Source organism: Pseudoalteromonas sp. SWYJZ19, from assembly GCF_015864375.1.
Classification (GTDB): Bacteria; Pseudomonadota; Gammaproteobacteria; order Enterobacterales; family Alteromonadaceae; genus Pseudoalteromonas; species Pseudoalteromonas arctica.
The window spans coordinates 38,733-59,610 of sequence record NZ_JADYXI010000012.1 but is presented as its reverse complement, the minus strand read 5'-3'; the positions used below and the strand labels follow the sequence as shown (position 1 = coordinate 59,610).

Annotated in this window: 16 protein-coding genes and 1 riboswitch; of the genes, 6 read left to right on the top strand and 10 right to left on the bottom strand. The window is 40.1% G+C overall.

Annotated elements, in window-relative coordinates; all coding sequences use genetic code 11:
* Positions 1–82 precede the first annotated feature (82 nt).
* The 3 genes from I6F45_RS12950 to I6F45_RS12940 all read right to left on the bottom strand — a co-directional run bounded on the left by I6F45_RS12950 (position 83) and on the right by I6F45_RS12940 (position 4,590).
* Positions 83–2,830, bottom strand: a complete 2,748-nt coding sequence (locus I6F45_RS12950) for a TonB-dependent receptor (protein ID WP_165728314.1) — start codon at positions 2,828–2,830, stop codon at positions 83–85.
* A gap of 187 nt (positions 2,831–3,017) precedes the next feature.
* On the bottom strand, positions 3,018–3,992 hold the full coding sequence (locus I6F45_RS12945; protein WP_197160720.1) for an aldose epimerase family protein: 975 nt from the start codon (positions 3,990–3,992) through the stop codon (positions 3,018–3,020).
* Between the two features lie 199 nt (positions 3,993–4,191).
* Positions 4,192–4,590, bottom strand: coding sequence for an acyl-CoA thioesterase (locus I6F45_RS12940; RefSeq protein ID WP_024589549.1), 399 nt, complete (start codon positions 4,588–4,590; stop codon positions 4,192–4,194).
* Positions 4,591–4,623: 33 nt separating this feature from the next.
* On the opposite strand from I6F45_RS12940, the gene I6F45_RS12935 reads away from it, so the two are divergent.
* Positions 4,624–5,328: a 2OG-Fe(II) oxygenase gene (locus I6F45_RS12935; protein WP_197119395.1), complete on the top strand. Its 705-nt coding sequence runs from the start codon at positions 4,624–4,626 to the stop codon at positions 5,326–5,328.
* A 19-nt stretch (positions 5,329–5,347) separates the two neighbouring features.
* Here the strand turns inward: I6F45_RS12935 and I6F45_RS12930 are convergent, their stop codons facing one another.
* From I6F45_RS12930 to I6F45_RS12905, 6 genes are all read right to left on the bottom strand, one after another.
* Complete coding sequence (locus I6F45_RS12930; RefSeq protein ID WP_197160719.1) at positions 5,348–6,583, bottom strand: cysteine desulfurase-like protein; 1,236 nt, start codon at positions 6,581–6,583, stop codon at positions 5,348–5,350.
* A 9-nt stretch (positions 6,584–6,592) separates the two neighbouring features.
* Complete coding sequence (locus I6F45_RS12925) at positions 6,593–7,225, bottom strand: 2OG-Fe dioxygenase family protein (protein WP_008167256.1); 633 nt, start codon at positions 7,223–7,225, stop codon at positions 6,593–6,595.
* A 200-nt stretch (positions 7,226–7,425) separates the two neighbouring features.
* A complete protein-coding gene (gene acnB / locus I6F45_RS12920) occupies positions 7,426–10,023 on the bottom strand; it encodes a bifunctional aconitate hydratase 2/2-methylisocitrate dehydratase (RefSeq protein ID WP_007579986.1) in 2,598 nt (865 codons plus the stop codon).
* A gap of 292 nt (positions 10,024–10,315) precedes the next feature.
* A complete protein-coding gene (locus I6F45_RS12915) occupies positions 10,316–11,377 on the bottom strand; it encodes an OmpA family protein (protein ID WP_007579984.1) in 1,062 nt (353 codons plus the stop codon).
* A gap of 396 nt (positions 11,378–11,773) precedes the next feature.
* A complete protein-coding gene (locus tag I6F45_RS12910) occupies positions 11,774–13,183 on the bottom strand; it encodes a protein adenylyltransferase SelO (protein WP_197160718.1) in 1,410 nt (469 codons plus the stop codon).
* A gap of 11 nt (positions 13,184–13,194) precedes the next feature.
* The gene (locus I6F45_RS12905) at positions 13,195–13,890 is read right to left on the bottom strand and encodes a DNA-3-methyladenine glycosylase I (protein ID WP_165740846.1); all 696 of its coding nucleotides are present in this window, start codon (positions 13,888–13,890) and stop codon (positions 13,195–13,197) included.
* Between the two features lie 192 nt (positions 13,891–14,082).
* Positions 14,083–14,283, top strand: a riboswitch (Lysine riboswitch).
* A gap of 190 nt (positions 14,284–14,473) precedes the next feature.
* Here I6F45_RS12905 and dapA point away from each other — a divergent pair.
* The 5 genes from dapA (at position 14,474) to I6F45_RS12880 (ending at position 19,861) form a co-directional block, all read left to right on the top strand.
* On the top strand, positions 14,474–15,358 hold the full coding sequence (dapA, locus tag I6F45_RS12900) for a 4-hydroxy-tetrahydrodipicolinate synthase (RefSeq protein ID WP_165728323.1): 885 nt from the start codon (positions 14,474–14,476) through the stop codon (positions 15,356–15,358).
* A 15-nt stretch (positions 15,359–15,373) separates the two neighbouring features.
* Positions 15,374–16,114, top strand: a complete 741-nt coding sequence (locus tag I6F45_RS12895) for a 2,3,4,5-tetrahydropyridine-2,6-dicarboxylate N-succinyltransferase (protein WP_165728324.1) — start codon at positions 15,374–15,376, stop codon at positions 16,112–16,114.
* Positions 16,114–17,319, top strand: coding sequence for a PLP-dependent decarboxylase (locus I6F45_RS12890; protein ID WP_165728325.1), 1,206 nt, complete (start codon positions 16,114–16,116; stop codon positions 17,317–17,319). Before I6F45_RS12895 ends, I6F45_RS12890 begins: the two co-directional genes overlap by 1 nt.
* Before the next feature lie 5 nt (positions 17,320–17,324).
* On the top strand, positions 17,325–18,446 hold the full coding sequence (locus I6F45_RS12885) for a succinylglutamate desuccinylase/aspartoacylase family protein (RefSeq protein ID WP_165728326.1): 1,122 nt from the start codon (positions 17,325–17,327) through the stop codon (positions 18,444–18,446).
* A 380-nt stretch (positions 18,447–18,826) separates the two neighbouring features.
* Positions 18,827–19,861 (top strand): phospholipase A, encoded by a 1,035-nt coding sequence (locus I6F45_RS12880; protein ID WP_002958796.1) that lies wholly within the window; start codon positions 18,827–18,829, stop codon positions 19,859–19,861.
* Between the two features lie 72 nt (positions 19,862–19,933).
* On the opposite strand, the gene I6F45_RS12875 is transcribed toward I6F45_RS12880, so the two are convergent.
* Complete coding sequence (locus I6F45_RS12875; RefSeq protein ID WP_165741932.1) at positions 19,934–20,827, bottom strand: bifunctional GNAT family N-acetyltransferase/hotdog fold thioesterase; 894 nt, start codon at positions 20,825–20,827, stop codon at positions 19,934–19,936.
* Positions 20,828–20,878 lie beyond the last annotated feature (51 nt).

Genomic DNA, 20,878 nt, shown 5'->3' with positions numbered 1-20,878 from the left:
TTACTGCTAAATCAACCTAATTGGTATTAGCACCAAAGTGCTGCAATGAAACAAGAGGCGAGAAATTCGCCTCAAGCATTAATTAAAACGATCCGCGAATACCAAACGCGTAACGTGAGCCATTATCTTCAACCGAATAGATTTGGTTAGCAAAACGACCCGTTTGTACTAACTCTTCTTCAGTGATGTTGATGCCTTCAGCAAAAATAGTGAAGTTTTCGTTAATATCGTAGCTTGCACTAATATCCCACTGACCGTAAGTTTCTACGTTCACTGGTTCACCGTTAAAACCATTATCAACTAAGCGTAAAAAACCTTCACGGTTGTTAAATGCAACACGTGCTTGCCAGTTATCTTGCTCATAAAATAATATTAAGTTTTGTGAATCGCCTAAACCTTCAAGTGCAAATGTTTGTGTGGTGTCTGCACCTACGCTAATGTCACTATCTACGACAGTCGCATTGGCTATAATACCAAAGCCATTTTCAAATATGTGCGTCACACCTACTTCGTAGCCAGTTACTTTAGCTGACTCACCATTTTGAGGGCGAGTTACTGTGTATATTTCTGAGCTACCATTAAGCTCATCATCTGCTTGACCTGTACAAGTGGTACACGCAAAACCAGGACCTGAGCGGTCAGCCATTTCAAATGTTTCTTCACCTGTTAGCGTAACAATAAAGTCATCGACTTCTTTACTAAATACTGCAAAGCTAAATAAGTTAGCGTCGTTGTAGTACCACTCGTAAGAAATATCCCAGTTTTCTGACTGGAATGGCTTAAGTGCAGGGTTACCACCATTTGCTGTTAAGTTTTGACGGCGTGGCTCGTTAAATGTAGTAGCAGGAGATAATTGAGACATCGTTGGACGAGTAATACTGTCGTACGTTGCAAAACGTAAAATCATATTGTCTTGCAGCTCTAACTTAACATTCAAAGATGGTAGTAAGTTTGAGTAGCTAGTGCCCTGTTCAATGTTCGTTGCTGGGCCAAATACGTTAGCAAATAATGTTGCATCAGTTGTTGGCACTACATCGCTAATAAAGCTTTGTACTGCCGCTACTTCAATATCAGTTTCTGAGTAACGTGCACCTAAATTAACAGTTACTGGCATATCAGCTAGGTCAAAACCAAGCGTAAAGTCCATGTATAAGCTAGTGATATCTTCGTTAATTGTGTAACGGTTATTTTGTAGTGTTGGCTCTACTGGGAAACCTTGATCGGCTAGGTAATCAAGCATTTTATCACCGTCGTAGGTGTAGAATGTATCGATTAAGCCTGGGAAGTAGTTGCTTGCTTGGTAAGCTTCAAAATCAATTGCATCAAGTGGTGCTTCAGTACCGTAACCACAGAACTGACATTGGGTACCATAAACTTGGAAGCTTGATTTTTCACGCTCTTGACGATAAGCACCAAAGTTAATGCGATCTACTGGGCCTTTATCTGGCACGTATTCAAAATCAGCTTTTACTTCAGTAATTTCATCTTCATCAGTAAACTGTAGACCCACTTCGTTATAGTGAAGGCGGGCAAGGCTTGGATCTGGCAATGAACCATTTTCAAAGCCATCATGCTGTACAGTAGGAATACTGCCTGTACCGTCAAAAGTATAACTATTAATAATACCGACAACGTTAAAGCGGTCAGTACCTGCACGGTCGTTTTCGGCTGTTGAACGAGATACATCAAATTTTGCTTTTAATGAATCATTTACTTGCCAATCAACGTTAATACCAAATGCTTTATTAGTTACATCACGTGAGTTACGTGTATGTGATACAAAGTCACTTGCAGGGTCGCCACTTGGCGCACCCAAACCAACGTCTTGAGAGAAAGTTAAAAGAGTGCCTGTTTCTGGATCAATCGTTGCGCTACCTACGCGGTCTGGTTCAAACCAAGAGGCTAAATCGCGTACTGTTGAATCAACTTCAAATTTTGAAATCATACCATCAACAGTAATCGTAACATCGTCAGATGGTGCGTATTGCAATACTAAACTTGCGTTTGTACGTTCACGGTCTTGCTCATCAACAACTTGATCCCAGTTACGCGGAATGTAGGCATTTTCAAACAATACACCATCTGTTGGATTAGAGATTGTTTGGCCGCCGCGCCAACCTGCCGTTAAAATTTGGTTATTTTGAAGTTTACGTTGTTGATTAGTGATGGCAAAAAGCACACCTAACTTATCATCGTTAAACGTATTACTTATTAAGAATGATGTTGATGGAGATACTTCTTCAGAAAGGCTTTCGTACATACCTTTAACTGAACCTAAAATATGTAAACCACCAAAGTCAAAAGGACGTGCTGTAGTTACGTTAACCGTACCACCAATGCCGCCTTCTTGAAGTGTTGCTGTATTACTTTTATAAATATCAGCACCGGTGATTTGGTCTGCTGCTAATACATCAAAATTAAATTCACGACCTGCACTGTCTGTCGCAATTTGACGACCATTAACAAGTACAGTATTAAATTGTGGACCAAAGCCACGAATAGTTACCGCTTGGCCTTCACCACCACTACGGTCAATTGCTACACCTGTAATACGTTGCAGAGATTCTGCTACGTTTAAATCAGGAAATTTACCAAGATCTTCTGCTTTAATCCCGTCTGTAACAACATTAGATGCTTTTTTATCTAACATTGATGAACGTAAACTGCTGCGGATACCCGTTACTGCGATAACTTCAACATCTTCATTTACTACTGTAGGCGTATTGCCTTCAGCGCCTTGAGCTGCAACGTTTCCGCTTGCCAATATGCCAGTAATAGCAATACTGATCGCGGTTTTCTTGTTGAACGATAACTTATTGTTAATTATCATTTTTTAAAAACTCCTGATTGTGTGTAGTCGTTGTGTCGTTGTGGTAGTGTATATAGTTTCAAATACTATTTATATTATAAATACTTTAAACCGATAAAAAGTGCAACCTTTTCCTTAATTATGAGCATCATTTAATCACTGTATTTTTGCTTTTAATTTTCTTTAAATTAACATTGCAATGCTGTATTCACTCAGAAAAAGAGTAAATAATAACCTGTTCGTAATCCTCTCCCGGTAATAAATTAGCTTTAGGGTAATTTTCTCTATTTGGCGCATCAGGCCAATTTTGCGCTTCAAAACACAAAGCTTGACGTGCTTTAAATGGCGCGCCTACAAAGTTAGCGGTATAAAGCTGCATACCTGGCTGCGTACTTTTAAGTGTTAAATTAACCTTCGTGTGTGGCGAAGTTAACGTAGCCATCGTTTTTAAACTGCTGTCATCATTAAAAATATAGCAGTGATCAAAACCATTGCCAGCTTCTAGCTGAGAATGTGCGGCGCTTAATGCCTCACCAATTTGAGCTGATTTAGTAAAGTCAAAGCAGGTACCTGTAGCTAATGCGGCTTCATTGAGTGGAATACTGGTTTTATCGATAGGAAGATAGTGATTAGTGTTAATTTGTACACAATGTTCATTAATTGATTCGCTGCCATCAAGGTTAAAATAACAATGGTTAGTAAAATTAACGAGTGTTTCTTTGTTAGTTATCGCTTTAAAGCTCAGAGTAAGCTCGCCGTTTTTAGCACTAATCGTTTGCCAAACCTGCAACTCACCGGGGAACCCTTGTTCGCCATCGGGTGAGCAATAATAAAGCTCCACTTCACTTTCACTTTGTTTAGTTACTTGCCAAAGTACTTTATTAAAGCCTTTAACACCGCCGTGCAGGCTATTAGGGCCATTATTTGCTTCTAATTGATACAGCATACCAGATAAGTTAAAACGCCCCCCTGCAATGCGATTAGCGTATCGACCTACTGTTGCACCTAAGTAAAATGGGTTTTCAAGATAGTATTGAGGGTCATCGACGCTAAGCGTCATTTCTTGTTTTTTAAATTTAATGCTTTTTATTATTGCGCCAAATGGCAAAATTTCAGCTGTTAAATTTTGACCATCACTGAGCTGAATAACTTGTAAAGGTTGGTTATTGGCAATAGATGTCACACGTATTCTCCAATCAAATTACCGAATTAACATTTCCTGTTATAACGGCGCAACAATATATAATATAAATAGTATATAACTGAAGCCTGTAACTCAATCTAAATACGTTAAAATTTCTCGACAAAAATCACAGCTGCCATCATATATTTACAATAATCCAGCTCAGTATGGGCTTATGTAAAATATAAGCCTCGTAAGGTTAACTGCTTTGGTAAATATGCTCGTTAAGCGCTGCTTTTTCGTCAATGCTAAGCGCTTGCTTTGATTTAGCAATAAAATCGTACCTCACCATCACAGCTTTGCCTATTGCACAGCATTTATCGTGTTGCCATGCTTCTTGCCTAAGCGTAAAAGAGCTAGTGCCTATATGCTCTACAGAGGTTTTTACGGTCACTTCGTGGCCATAAAATAATTCGCCTACAAACGACACTTCAACTTTGGCGATAATCAATTTCCAATCGTGTGGATTTAAATCTGGCGTAAAAAACTTAAAAATAGGTCCACGTGCGACTTCAAACCATACTGGGAGTACGGTATTGTTAATGTGTCCGAGTGCATCTGTTTCGCTAAAGCGCGGCATCACTTTTTCAATAAACATAAAAATCCAATAATAATTATATAAAGGTAAACCATGACGGACTTTATACGCGTTGTTGATAACGCATTAAGCGATGAATTTTGCGATCAATTTATTACCATATTTGCGCAAAGCCCGCATGTAAAACAAGGGGTAACATCGGGCGGTGTCGACTTAAAGAAAAAAGACAGCCACGACCTACACCTAAACAATCACCCCGAATATGCACAACAATTAAAACACATACAACAAACGACTGCACAGCATGTTTTTAAGTATGTTGAGGAGCATATTTTTATGCTGATTGGGGCATTTGGTTTAAAGGTCTATCACCCAAAAACAGGTGACGTAGTCGATTTAACCCAAGAGAATTTTGAAGAAGTAGGCAAACCGCAATTACCTTTGCTAGTTCAGCAAATTTTTAGACTCGGTAATATTCAAGCGCAAAAATATGAAGTAAACAAAGGTGGCTACCCTTACTGGCACAGTGAGGTTTATCCGCAGCTACAGCACAATGAAGCTTTGCATCGCGTGTTGTTATTTATGTTTTACTTAAACGATGTAGAAGAAGGTGGTGAAACAGAGTTCTATTATCAAAATCGCAAAATAGCCCCAAAAAAAGGCACTATGGTAATAGCCCCAGGCTACTTTACACATACTCATAGAGGTAATAAGCCAGTATCAAACGATAAATATATTTTAACCTCGTGGGTACTGTTTAACCGCGCAGAACAAATATACGGTGCGCCAAAGAGTTAGCGCACCAAAACTTACATGATTAACCGAGTAGTTCATCAAATAAGTCAAATAGCTTATCAAGTTCAGCAATCGTGTTGTAATGCATACAACCAATGCGCACTACACCGCCTTTATCAAGCACACCTAATTGCTTACACAAACCTTGTGCGTAAAAATTACCATCCCACACGCAAATATGCTGCTTACCTAAAAATTCAGACACTTCACGTGGCTCAAGCCCTTCAAACGTTAAAGCAAAAGTAGGTGTGCGCTCGTTTAAGCGATCAAAGTCATCAATACCAAATAATTTAATACGCGGATAATTTACCAAACGCGTTAAAAAGTGCTCACTAAGGGCCATTTCGTGCTGTTTAGTTTTAGCAAAGGCAATACTTAGCTTTTCGCGGCGAGAATGGCTGTCGTCAAGTTCGCTAATTGCTGCAATGTAATCAACTGCCGCAATAAAACCAGCCATAGCTTCAAAGCTTTGTGTGCCGGTTTCCCAGCGTCCTGGCGCTACGTCTTTAGCGGGTTCTACTTTATAAGGTGTAAACCCGTCTAAATGCTCTTTTTTACCGTAAACCATACCTAAGTGCGGACCAAAAAACTTATACGCAGAACACGCTAAAAAGTCGCAATCAAGTGCTTGTACGTCTACTAGTTCGTGTGGTGCGTAATGTACCGCATCAACATAAACAAGTGCGCCTACAGCGTGAGCAAGCTCTACTATACGTTTGATATTGTTAATTGAACCTGTGGTATTTGAAGCGTAAGTTACCGCTACAAGCTTAGTCTTGCTGTTTAATAAGCTCTCAAATTGCGCCATGTCTAAGCTACAATCAGCTTCGTTAATAAGTGCGGTGTTAACTTTAACGCCTTTATCTTCAGCTGCTTGTTGCCACGACGACACGTTTGAGAAGTGATCAGCATTGGTTACAATTATTTCATCGCCAGCCTGCCAGTCACGTGAAATAGCACGGCTAAAACTAAACGTAAGGCTGGTCATGTTTGGACCAAACACAATTTGTTGTGAGCTAGGTGCATTAAGTAAATCAGCGGCGGCTTGACGCGCATTCGCCATCAACTCAACCGTTTTATCACTTGAAAAAAACGCGCCACCTAAGTTCGAATTATAATGACCTAAATAAGCTGTCATCGCATTAAGCACCGATATTGGCACTTGCGAGCCACCTGGTCCGTCTAAAAATACGGGCGATTTACCATCAACGTTTTGCATTAATGCAGGAAACTGCTCACGTAATTGCGTTATGTTCATGCTTATTCCTTAAGACGTTAATACAAAACAATCCAGGTAACCTGGTTTGCTAGCATCAATTTTGTTCATAGGTGTTGCGTTATGCCACACTTGACGGTCATTTATTAATGCAAACATGCCGTCTTTTATTTCCATTTTAAAACAAGGCTCAGCTTGCTTGTTTTCGTATACAAGTAGCTCGCCGCCTTCTAAGTTCTCGTGAGAAACGCCGCATATACATACATGATCAAAACCATCTTGATGTACGCCTTCTGGCGCTGCTGGCGTATCACTGTTAATAGCAAGCATACGGAACTGATGAATTTCAATATCACGCTGCTCATCAATACCGGTAAGTTGGCGAAACTCATTTACAATGCTTTTCATGCCCTCTGACTCAAGTAAACTTTGCTCTAGGTTTTCGTAAGTACGCTCTACATTACCTTGAAAAGTATTAATTGAATCGTCTTGAACAAATGCTTTGGCTTGCTGTAGCTTTATTTCACCATCTTGCATTTTAACTACTGAGTAACGACGTTTACGAAAGGCGCCATCTGCATAAGGATTTGCAGGCAGGTTATCAAAAGAAGGCTTAACCAAATCAATATTTGCTTGGTTAACAAAACGTAGTTGCAGTAAATTCTGGTTGTTTAATGCTGTCATAAAATCTCGCCTAAAATAATGAGAATATTGATGAGGATTTTAATGCATTTTGATAGGAATTTTTGCGCGATTACTTACTTTAAAAGCAACTTAAGACTAGATTTAATACAATAATATAAAAAAAGAAGCATGAACTATCTAATATTTATTTTAGCCAATAAAAAACCCGCCTAAGCGGGTTTTTAAACAAACTCTAAAAATTATACAGCTTGTTGAATAATCACGTTGTCTGCTTTTTTAGTGTAAGCAGGCATACGGTGGAAGTTCAAGTAACGGTATGTATCTGACGCCGTTGCATTGATCTTCGCAGCATACTCTTGGTACTCAGCAACTGTTGGTAATTTACCAATGATTGCAGCAATTGCAGCAAGCTCAGATGATGCTAAGAATACGTTTGCGCCATTACCTAAACGGTTAGGGAAGTTACGTGTAGAGGTAGACACAACTGTTGCTTTATCTGCAACACGTGCTTGGTTACCCATACATAGTGAACAACCTGGAGTTTCGATACGTGCGCCAACACGACCAAAAATACCATAGTAACCTTCTTCTGTAAGTTGGTCTTTGTCCATCTTAGTAGGTGGAGCAACCCAAAGCTGAGTCGGAAGTTGACCTTTAAAGCCATCAAGCAACTTACCAGCAGCACGGAAGTGACCAATGTTAGTCATACAAGAACCGATGAATACTTCATCAATTTTCTCGCCAGCAACATCAGAAAGAAGACGCGCATCATCTGGGTCATTTGGAGCACAAAGAACAGGTTCTTTAATCTCAGCTAAATCAATTTCAACGATATGCTTGTACTCTGCATCAGCGTCAGCTTCCATTAGTTCTGGGTTAGCTAACCAATCTTGCATTGCAGTAATACGACGTTCAATCGTACGTACATCGCCGTAACCTTCAGAAATCATCCACTTAAGCATAACAATGTTTGACTCAAGGTATTCAGAGATAGACTCTTTAGATAACTTAACAGTACAACCTGCTGCCGAACGCTCTGCAGATGCATCTGATAATTCAAACGCTTGCTCAACAGTTAGGTGCTCAACGCCTTCAATTTCTAGTACGCGACCAGAGAATTCGTTAATTTTACCTTTTTTCTCAACTGTTAATAAACCTTGTTTGATACCGTAGTAAGGGATTGCATGAACAAGGTCACGTAGAGTGATACCTGGTTGCATTTCGCCTTTAAAACGAACCAAAATAGATTCAGGCATATCAAGTGGCATAACACCGGTTGCTGCTGCGAATGCTACTGCACCCGAACCTGCTGGGAATGAAATACCTAATGGGAAACGTGTATGTGAATCACCACCAGTACCTACGGTATCTGGTAATAACATACGGTTTAACCACGAGTGAATAATACCATCACCTGGACGAAGTGAAACACCGCCACGGTTCATGATGAAATCAGGAAGCGTATGGTGAGTGCTTACATCGATAGGCTTAGGATAAGCTGATGTATGACAGAATGACTGCATTGTTAAATCTGCAGAGAAACCTAAACATGCTAGATCTTTAAGTTCATCACGTGTCATAGGACCTGTTGTATCTTGCGAACCAACAGTTGTCATTTTAGGCTCACAGTACTGACCTGGGCGAATACCTGCAACGTTACATGCTTTACCAACCATTTTTTGCGCTAGTGTGAAGCCTTTATCAGAAACTTCTGTTGCTGTTGGTACTTTAAATGTATCAGTTGCACCTAAGCCAAGAGATGTACGCGCTTTATCAGTTAAACCACGACCGATAATTAGTGGAATACGACCACCAGCACGAACTTCATCTAAAATCACATCAGATTTAAGCTCAAAAGTAGAAATCACTTTATCAGTACCATGTTGCTTAACAACACCTTCGTACGGATAAATGTCGATTTGCTCGCCCATGTTGAGTTCATCAACATTTAATTCGATTGGTAATGCGCCTGAATCTTCCATTGTGTTGAAGAAGATTGGAGCAATTTTATTACCTAAACATACACCGCCAACACGCTTGTTTGGTACAAACGGGATATCATCGCCCATAAACCAAAGTACAGAGTTAGTTGCAGACTTACGAGAAGAACCCGTACCAACAACATCACCTACGTAAGCAAGTGGTAAACCTTTAGTTTTTAATTCTTCAATCTGAGTAATTGGACCTACTTCGCCCGCTTTATCAGGTGTAATACCATCGCGTTCAATTTTTAGCATTGCTAAAGCATGAAGTGGGATATCTGGACGAGACCATGCATCTGGTGCAGGAGACAAGTCATCAGTATTTGTTTCGCCAGTTACTTTAAATACAGTAACTGAAATCTTTTCAGCAACAGCTGGTTTATTAGTAAACCATTCTGCATTTGCCCAAGACTCAATAATTTGCTTAGCGAATGTATTACCTGCTTTTGCTTTTTCTTCTACATCGTAGAACGCATCAAACATAAGTAATGTATTTGAAAGGCCTTTAACTACGATTGGTGCAAGTGTTTCGTCATCAAGTAGGTCAATCATTGGTGCGATATTGTAACCGCCCAACATTGTACCTAATAATTCTGCCGCTTTTTCTTTAGAAACAAGTGGAGAATTAGTTTCACCTTTAGCTACAGCTGCTAAGAAGCCCGCTTTAATGTAAGCAGCATCATCAACACCTGCTGGTATACGCTGAATGAACAAATCTAAAATGAATTCTTCTTCACCTGCAGGTGGAGTTTTGATTAATTCAATAAGATCAGCAGTTTGCTGAGCATCTAATGGCGCTGGTACGATACCTAACGCGGCACGTTCTTCTACGTGTTTACGATATTCTTGTAGCACAATATTGCCCTCTTGGTGACGTGAAAGTATCCGGTAGCGCTTCAAGCGCAAATAAGTTACCCAATACTTATAGTATTCTAACGCGTAATTATAAAGCTTTTATGGATAGATGAAAATCCATCCAGTTACGCAACTGATTATACCGATTATAAATACTATGAATAGTGGTTGTAGTAAAAACTATTTTCATGAATACTTGTTAAGTAAGAATCATTACCATTAACCAATATTAATTTATTACAGGCATAAAAAAACCCAGCACTTGGCTGGGTTTTTATTACAAACTATTTAATTAACGTAAAACTTTAACGTTTTTGATAGTTTTGATATGCGCTTCTACACGACGGTTCTCTGCGTTTGCAGCTTTAGTGTTTGCATCATTTTTAAGACGCTCTTCACCTAAACCAACTGTAGTAATACGGTCTTTAGCAATGCCATCAGAAACTAATTGCTTAGCTACTGCATCAGCACGTTTTTTAGATAACCATTTGTTGTAAGTTGCTTTACCTACAGAAGAAGTGTGACCTTCTAAAAGTACTGTTGTATCTGGGTACTCTTTTAAGAATGCAGATACTTTTTCAATATCGTTTAAGTACTGAGTAGATACTGCTGAAGCATTGTTAGGGAAAGTCACTAATAAGCTTACAGTTACTTCTTTATCTTCATATAAAGTACAACCAGTGCCATCAACTGCATCAGTCATAGGCGTGTTAGCACACTTATCATCTGCATCAGGAATGTTGTCGTTGTCGCTATCTGTAGGAGCTACAGCTACTTCAATTACCTTAGGCTCTGGAGCTGGTTTAACTGGCTCTACAGGAGCTGAATTTTGGCCAAATAAGTAGTTAATACCAATTTTAGCGCCTACATCTGTGTAACCACGGTCAAGACCTTGGTATACAGCTGTTTCAGCATTTACAAATAAGCCATCTGTAATGAAATGTTGGTAACCAACACCTGCATTTAAGAATGTGTTGTCATCTACTACGTCCATTTCTTTAATACCGAAAAGACCGTAGAAAGGACCACCATTTAAATGGTAAAGAGCATCAATACCGTAACGCTCGCCATCAATACTGTTGCGGTTGCCAGCAACTTTATCAAAAGCATTAAAATCCATATCTGCATATTCAAGACGTGCGCTCCAGTAATCACTGAAACGGTAACCGGCTTCAACACCCCAGCCAGTTGATTCATTTACGTCAAGACCAGCTTGAGCACGCATGTTTTTCCAAGATGCGTCATAGTAGTCGCCAAATGCGCCAATGTAGAAACCTTCTTCTTTATCAGCAGCGAATGTAGATGCGCTAGTTGCAGCCAACGCGATTGCAATTGTAAGTGATTTTAATTTCATTGTTTTCTTCCCATTTGAACAATTTTAAATTGTAGCTAATCGATACTAGCTCAATCAGTTTTATATAGACTAACTGAGCCTTTGTTAATCAATACTTAACGAAAAATAAAGTTTATAACTTTTTTCTATGCCCAGTCACAACACACATCCACTTACTATAGGCGAAATTAAAACTTTATTGAAAAATAAATATAGTAGTTTTTTGTAAATTAGTACTTAGCAAGGAATGTAAGAGCAATTAAATTAAATGCACTTATAAATGTAAATGCAAAGAAACATTGCTTGGCTTTAATTCGGCGCATAATACCACCAGAATTAACATTCCCCTAGATATATGCGCATGTTTGATTAAAAAATGACTCTTTTTAATCATGTGGTTATATTTAAAGTTAAGAGTTAAGTACCACAAAAAGTCTGGTAATCATTATCATTTATCGGTGCAGCCTGAAACTCTGATAGCTTTTCATCATCAGAATACGGATTTCCCACTATTTTCATAAAGCGCTCTAGTAACTCACTAGACCCTGCAGCATTATACTCTGCAATTATTTTTTCGATCATATGGTTACGAGGAATTACACGAGGATTTGCCGCTCTCATTACTTCATAACTATTATTGTCAGTTAAGTTTACCCACTTAGCTCTCCATTTGATTAGCGACTCTGGTACTACTGTTTCTCCCTTTAAGGATTCAGTAAGTGCATCAAAGGTATTGGTGTAGTCGAGCTGGTTATCTTTTAATAGCGTTAATAACTCTGCAATTAACTCACTTCCGCTTGCATTTTTTGCACTCAAGCCCAGTTTTTTCTCCCACATAGCCGTAAACTCAGTATTAAACTGCTCAGCAAAACTATTAATAAATGGCGTCATTAACGAAACAGCTTGCTCGTCATCATCACTAATAAGCGGTATTAAGCTCTCAGCTAAGCGTGCGCAGTTCCAGTTAGCTATATTAGGTTGATTACCAAAGGCATAACGACCTTGTTTATCGATAGAGCTAAACACGGTGTCAAAATCAAAATTATTCATCATGGCGCAGGGGCCGTAATCAATGGTTTCTCCACTTACTAGCGTATTATCGGTATTCATTACTCCATGAATAAAACCAACACGCATCCAACTAACCACTAATTCAACTTGGCTTTTAATTACAGCGCCTAAAAAGGCTAAATAGCGTTGTGGCCCTATATCTGTTATTTCTGGATAATGACGCTCTATAGCTAAATCAGCTAAATTTTTAAGCCCTTCAACATCGCCTTGCGTCGCTAAATATTGAAACGAGCCAACACGAATATGGCTCGTTGCTAAACGAGTCACTATTGCACCTGCTTGTGGCGGATTACGATAAACCGTTTCACCACTGCCAACGACGGCTAAACATCGGGTGGTTTTAACACCCAGTGCATGCATTGCTTCGCTCATTACGTATTCACGAATAGCAGGACCAAGTGCACAGCGCCCATCTCCCCCTCTAGAATAAGGAGTAGCACCAGAGCCCTTTAATTGAATATCCCACAGCTGATTTTTATCATCATTAATAGCGCCCAATAAATGTGCTCGCCCATCGCCTAAACGCGGCGAAAAATGCCCAAATTGGTGCCCAGAGTAACCAAGTGCTACTGTAGGAATCGCCTGTTTTTCGTTACCGCTAAAAGTGCTAGCACGCAAATCAGCAGCAACGTTAATATTAAACTGTTTTGCTAAGCTTTCATTCCACAGTAATAACTGAGGAGAGGCAACGCTTGCAGGAAAATCTTCAATTGCGAAGTTTTCCGCAATGTCTGTGTATCTTGGCACTAATTTCATGGTAATTCCTATTATTGCTGACTTATACCAACGCGGTTGTCACCTACACCATAGGCCACAATTAAGCTCAACTCTTGCATACTTAAGCCACTTTGCTTTTGCATTTCATTAAAAAAAGCTTGGGCTGCATTCAGTGATTTTTTAGTTTGTAGGCCGCCATCTATAATTTTATGGGCGCGCAAGTAACTCTCTACATCGCGTGATAGTAAAAAAGTATCTTTACCAAGTGCTCGCAGTGTATAAGGGCCTGTATTGCCACCTAAACGCGAACCATGCTTTTTTAAATATGCCCACAAACCAATAATATCGTCTGTTGGCCAATTAGCGACAAACTGACTAAAACTGCCATGTTCCTCTGCTGTTTCGTGGATCATGTAAGCATTTTCGGTAATTGTTTTTACTTTTTTATAGTTACGAACGATTCGCTCATCCGTTGCTTTTTGTTCCAGCATATCAGGTGGCATCATTAATAACTTATCAACGCTAAAATCCCAAAAAACCTCTCTAAAGCCTGGCCACTTATTATTAATGACTGACCAATAAAAGCCGCTTTGAAATACTTTTCGAGTAAATTCCTCAAGCCAATCGTCGTCACTTAACGTGCTTAGTTGTTTTTTAGATAGCGGTTTTGCAAGTAATAACTTAAGCATTTTTTCGGAGCCTTTTCGCTCTACCGCTCGCTTATAAATATCGCTAAATTTTTCCATACTAATTAAATACCTCACTACTTATATTGCTAGTGTACGAGAAAAGCACCCAATACGTAACCACTCCCATTATGGATGAATGAATATGCATTTAGTCGCTTGACACCTAGACGGCTAAAATGCTTTAATCGCCGTAATTACCCTATTTAAATTGCACAGGTTTGTAAGTTTTTACTCTACAAACAGGTGTAAAGGGCTAGAAGAGGTGCGTTATTCAGGTAGCGTATGTTAGGAGCGCAAACTCCAGTGAGCATACGTGAGGGGGATTAACGCCGAGAAGTAACCACTTTTGCGAGGTGTTTATTTCGGGCGACTAGGTTGAACCCTAGCGACTGTCACCAATAGCTGCTTATAAAAAGCAGCTTATTAGTTTGGTGGAGAGCTTCTGGTCTTAAATATTAAGGCCGTGCGCCCTATTATTTTAAGCCCATTCGCTCTTCGAATTATTAGTTCGAACGACGTTAATGCGGCTCCTTCCATAAAGCTTTTTAACTCTTCGAATAATATCAATTGCATTAAATTAGTTATCGCTAAAATGATCACGTTTTTAATAAAGTTGGTACAAATTATAAGTTCGTGAGAGATGATCAACAACTTCAATTTAAACGACTACTCATTGTGGACCGCGCTCGTAACGCCATTTGATCAACATGGCGATGTTGACTACAACACGTTAACTAAACTGGTTAGCGATCAAGAAGCAGCACATAACGGTATTTTACTACTTGGCAGTACGGGCGAAGGTTTAGCACTAACGCTAAAAGAGCAACAAGCCATTGTTGAACACGTATGCCAGCTAAAACCAGCAGTACCACTCATGGTTGCTGTGGGCGGTAGTAACTTAAAGCAACAAATTGAGTGGGTTAACTACTGTAATACACTACCTATTCATAGCTTTTTACTTGGCTCGCCGCTTTATGCAAAACCCGGTGCTATAGGTCAAACCCATTGGTTTGAAAGCCTACTTAATGCAAGTGTTCACCCGTGTATGCTTTATAACGTACCCGGTCGAAGTGCTATTAGCATTCCAACGGCAACAATTCAAAACTTACAAAATAATAAAAATTTATGGGCGTTAAAAGAAGCGAGCGGCAGCATTGCTCAGTTTGAAGCTTATCGCCAAGCTGCGCCTAATTTAGCTATTTTTAGTGGCGACGATGCGCTAATGCCTTATTTTGCTCAAGCTGGCGCAAAAGGTTTGGTGTCGGTAGCTGCAAATGCATGGCCCGCACAAACTCACGAGTTTGTTAAACGCAGCTTAAGTGGTCAACACCCTAATTTATTTGCCCAGTGGTCAAGCGCTATTAATAGCCTATTTGCTGTTGCAAACCCTATTCCCGTAAAGGTATTGATGCATTTGCAAGGTCGCTTAAGCAGCCCGCAACTTCGTCCACCTTTAACACACCTTGAGTTAACTCAAACCGATTGCATCACAACTGCAAACAACACCATTTTATCTTGGCATTAAATACAGGTTTTTATAATGAGCTGGTTAGAACTATTAAATAATTTAGAATCGGGCGCAGTACGCGCAGCATCACAAAACGAAAGCGGCCAATGGCAAGCTAACGTAGAAGTAAAACAAGGCATTTTGGATGCCTTCAAAAATGGCACTAATACTGAGTTTGCAGGTGGTTTTGTTGATAAACATAACTTAGCTCCGCAAGAATTTAGTACTGACGATGGCGTACGTATGGTGCCGGGTGGCTCTAGTGTTCGCCGTGGTGCTTATGTTGCTAAAGGCACGATTATTATGCCACCAGCGTATGTAAACATTGGTGCATACATCGACGAAGGCACAATGGTAGATAGCCACGCATTAGTTGGCTCGTGTGCACAAGTAGGTAAAAACGTACATTTAAGTGCTGCAGTGCAGCTTGGTGGTGTACTTGAGCCAATTGGTGCAAGCCCAGTAGTTGTAGAAGACGACGCCTTTATTGGCGCTGGCTGTATTATTGTTGAAGGCGTAGTCATTAAAAAAGGCGCAGTACTTGCCCCAGGCGTGCGTTTATCAGCAACTATTCCGGTATACGACTGCGTAAACGAGCGCCAACTCGATAAAGGCGAGCCAATCCCAGAATTCGCGATCGTAATACCAGGCTCTCGCCCTGCGTCAAACGAGTGGGCGCGCGAGCAAGGCTTAAGCATGTCGTGTGCGTTAATTGTTAAATACCGCGACGAGAAAAGCGATGCATCGTTATTGCTAGAAGAGGTTTTACGATAATGAGCTTTTTGAGCACGCCTATCAAAACCGCTGTAAATACAATTACACAACAACTTGATACACCTTTTTTTGTTTACGACCTAGATCAACTAAACACGCATCTTGCACGTTTAGTTGCGCAAACCGATGTAAAACTGTGGTACGCGGTAAAAGCAAATCCACTGTCTAAAATTATTCAAAGCTTAGACAGTGCTGGCTTTAATTTTGACGTAGCAAGTAAAGGTGAGCTTGAGCAAGTGCTAGCACAAGGTATTAGCTCACAGCGCGTGCTCAACACAGGGCCTGCAAAAAGCCCTAAACAAATTAAACACTTTATTGAGCGCGGAGTACGTATATTCGTAGCCGAAAGCCTCAATCAAGTACGTTGGTTAAACCAACAAGCGCAACTGCAAAATACGCAGTTACAAGTGTTACTGCGAGTGCAATTACGCTGGCCTGAAGGTGAAAAAAATCCACTGGGCGGCGACAGCCTTACGCCGTTTGGTTTGGGTTGTAATGAGTGGCAAGCTTTAAATATATCTGATTATTCAGCTCTTAGTTTTGATGGTTTGCATATTTTTCAGTGGGGCAACATGCTTAGCACACAAAAGCTAAGCGACTTGTGGTCACAAATGATTGCCCCCCTTAGCCAACTTGCCAACGATTTAAATATTAGCCTTAAAATTTTAGATTTAGGCGGTGGTTTAGGCATTCCTTATACACAAAATGAAGCAACGCTTGATTGGGATGACTTAATAGCTGCTCTCGCTAAAATAAAGCATGATGCGGGTGTAGAAGAGTTATGGATGGAGCTTGGCCGTTATGCCGTAGGCGAATGTGGTCATTACGCAAACCCAGTGGTAGAGCGCAAACAAAACTATAACCAAGAACAGGTTATTTTGAGCGGTGGCATAAATCATTTATTACGCCCTGCTGTTACCAGCCAAGATTTTCCTGCTGCGTTACTGCGTGAATCCAGTGCTAAAACTCAAGCGGTCACTTTATACGGCCCACTTTGTACAGCGCTTGATTGCTTGGGTGAACATAACTTACCAAGCGATTTAAATGAGCACGACTGGCTAGTATTTAGCCAATGCGGTGCTTACGGCTTTACCGAAAGTATGCCGTATTTTTTATGCCATGAGCTCGCCGGCGAGTACACATTGCAAAACGGTGAACTTACCTGTGTTCGCCAAGCCGAAAATGCCAGCCACTACTTAAGGTAATAAGCATGAGTAATACAACACACATCAGCCAAGAGAACATTGTAGTAGGGGAAGTTGCAAACGGCTTACCGCTTACAATTCCTGTTTATCGTTTAAAAGGCGATGGCACAGGGCCTAGTGTTTATGTTCAGGCCAATATGCATGGCGCTGAAGTACAAGGCAACGCTGTTATTTTTCAGCTACTTGAGCAATTAAAACATCTTAACCTTAGTGGCGATATTACCCTTGTACCTTATGCAAATCCGATTGGTTGTAATCAAAAATCTGGCGAGTTTACCCTTGGCAGGTTCGATCCGATTACGGGCACTAATTGGAATCGCATGTATCACTACAATAAAAATTTAGTGGCACAGTTTGCACAAAATCATACCCAGTATGACGACGCTACATTAAAAAGTAACTTCAAACAGGCGCTTATTGACGAAGTAGACAGCAAACTTAACGGCCCGGCTTATTTACTTAATACGGGTAAACGCATTGCGCTTAACTTACAAAAGCTCGCTCATCAGGCTGATATAGTACTCGATTTACACACAGGCCCTATTTCAAGCAAGCATTTGTACTGCCCAACCTATGCAACCGACAGCGCACGTTACTTTAATATTGAGCATGTATTGCTTATTCCTAGTGATTTTGACGGTGCAATGGATGAAGCTAACTTTTGCCCATGGTGGCATTTGAGTGATGCACTTAGCGAGCAAGGTCGTGAATTATCAATACCTGTAGAAGCATTTACTGTAGAGCTAGGCAGCCAAGAAAAAATAGACTTAAAAGAAGCACTAAACGATGCTAACAGTATTTTAAGTTACTTAAATCACAAAGGTGTTTTACAAAATGCACCGCATACGCCAGCTAATATCACTCGCTATGCATGTAATTTAGATAACTACTTTGCTTATTACGCCCCCATTGGCGGCATGGTTGAATACATAGCCCCACTTGGTGGGCACATTAAATCCGGTGAGCCTATTGCTAATATTTTACGCATGGAGCGCTACTTAAGCGAGCAACCACTGCAAACACTTACTCTCGATTGCGATGCAATTGCCATTTTGCACTTTGCCTCGGCGAGTGTTAACCAAGGCACCGAACTTTATAAGTTTTTTACTAACATATTTGAGCTTTAGCTTACCCTTCTCATTGCGTGAGAGTAATACCAATTGCATTAAATTAGTGATCTATTATAGCGATAAGAAAATAGCTTAATAACAAGGCTAAAATTATGGTACATAGTTGTTCTATATAAATAATTTTTAACGTAGTTAGTGAGTTATTTAATACGCTAGAATGATCATGTTTTTAATAAAATTGGTATAAATTAACTAAAATAGTTAATGTGCATTAAAAAAGCGGCCTAGGCCGCTTTTTTTCTGATCTATATTTACTTTGTATACGTAGTGTCCTCGTTATAAATACAAATTCAGTAAAAGTTCACCGTTACATATGTAAAAAGACGTTATAATTAAATTAACGCATACAACACAACCCGAACCCACAAGGAATTACAATGAGCTGGCGCCACTGGATCACACTTTCTGCCTTAATAAGTACAGCTACCTTCGCACAAGAAGAAGTTGCTACAAATGAGCAAGACAACGACATCGAACTTGTAAAGCAGTGTATTTTAAATGAAGTAATTGGCGGGGATGGTAAACAAACATTAGACGATCTTCGTAAAAAGTGTTCAGCTCTTGAAGAAAACAAACAACTTACCGCGCTTGATAAACGCCAAGCTCGTGAAGAAGTAGGTAAAAAAAATAGAAATGTAATTACGCCACATAAACGTAACTACATTTTGCCTCTTTCGTACGTATCACACCCAAACGATCGCCCTTTTGATGGCTTTGATGCACTAACCGACGACAACGACGGTGAACCGCTCGACAACTTAGAAGCAAAATACCAGCTATCGATAAAAGTGCCTCTTTACGATGATTTTTCGGATAAAGACCAAGCCATATTTTTTGGCTTTACACTGCAATCATATTGGCAGATTTATAACTCAGAAATTTCTTCTCCATTTCGTGAGACCAACTACGAACCAGAGATATTTTGGATAAATTACCTCGACCCAGAAAACGTATTATGGGGCGACGAAATGGCAATCGCATTAGGTATTTCGCATCAATCAAATGGTCGAAGCCAACCAAACTCACGTTCGTGGAACCGTATTTATGCAGACTTTATCTGGGAAAACAGAGGCTTTGTTTTTAGCTTTAAACCTTGGTACCGAATAGCTGAGGACGAAAAAGAAGATATTTTAGAAGCCAATGGCGACGACAACCCAGACATATACAAATACATGGGTTACTTTGAATTTAGCGGCGCGTATCGTTTTCATGACCATGAATTTAGCTTTATGACACGTAACAACTTAAATTCAGATAATCGTGGTGCAATTCAACTCGACTGGTCGTTTCCTTTATGGGGCCGCGTTCGTGGTTATGCACAATACTTTAACGGTTATGGCGAAAGCTTAATTGATTACAATGCGGATGTAGAACGTATTGGTGTAGGTATATTATTAACCGATCTGCTGTGATACTTCCCTAAGTTTTACGCACAAAAAAGCCAAGCATCGCTTGGCTTTTTTGTGTTTTGAACAGCTAAACAGTTATTTTTTTACTACAAACTGTCCTTCAAATTCGGCAACCACGTTATCACCATCGTAAATAGTTACTGGCACTACGTAACTTGCTTTACCATCGGTTTCTAAATCGCTTAACTTGCCCTTACAGGTTTGTATATCAACACAGCCACGTGGGTCAGTAGTAAGCGGTTTTAAGTACTTAATGTTAGCATCGGCTAATACAATATTACCTTCAAGCCCAGCTTCTTTAAGTGCTAAGTACGTAGCGCCCCAACCTGTTAGCGTGGCCAAGCTATAAATAGAGCCTGCAAACATGGTGTTATGTAGGTTTAAGTTAGCGTCTAGGTCGGCGCTGGTTGTAAATTGCCAATCGGTATAGCTTTCTACCTTAATACCCATCGCGTCACTAATTGGAATAGACTCACGCCACGTATTTTGTAGTACTTGCGTCCAATTTGGATGACGGAACCAGCCTGGCTCAGACGGTTTTTGCTTTATCATTTTAAAATGCTGTACATCGCCATACGCTAAATGTGCTTTTTCTTTTAGTTCGTAACCGTGGCGTTTATAAAACTCAAGCGCACGTTCGCGAGCAAATAAAACCAGTTCATCAGCATTTTGTGTCCATGCTATTTTTTCAAGCTCATGTAATAAACGACTACCAATATGTTGATTACGATTCCCTTCAGCAACGGCCATGTAACGCACTTGTGCTTGCTCATGACTGTTAAAGTGCAAACGTGCTACGCCTAGTACTTCGCCTTCTTTATTTTTTATAAAGCGGTGCTCAGAGTCTTGTTCCATATCGTCTTGTTCAGAGCCACGAGGCTCGCCCCAAGGCGCGCGTAATACCTGCCAACGCAATTGGTAATACGCTTGCCAATCTTCGCTACTTTGTGGGGTGCTTACCTGTAACATACATACTCCTGTTGTTATATAAGCCGTAAATAAAAGTCAAAAAAAGGCTAC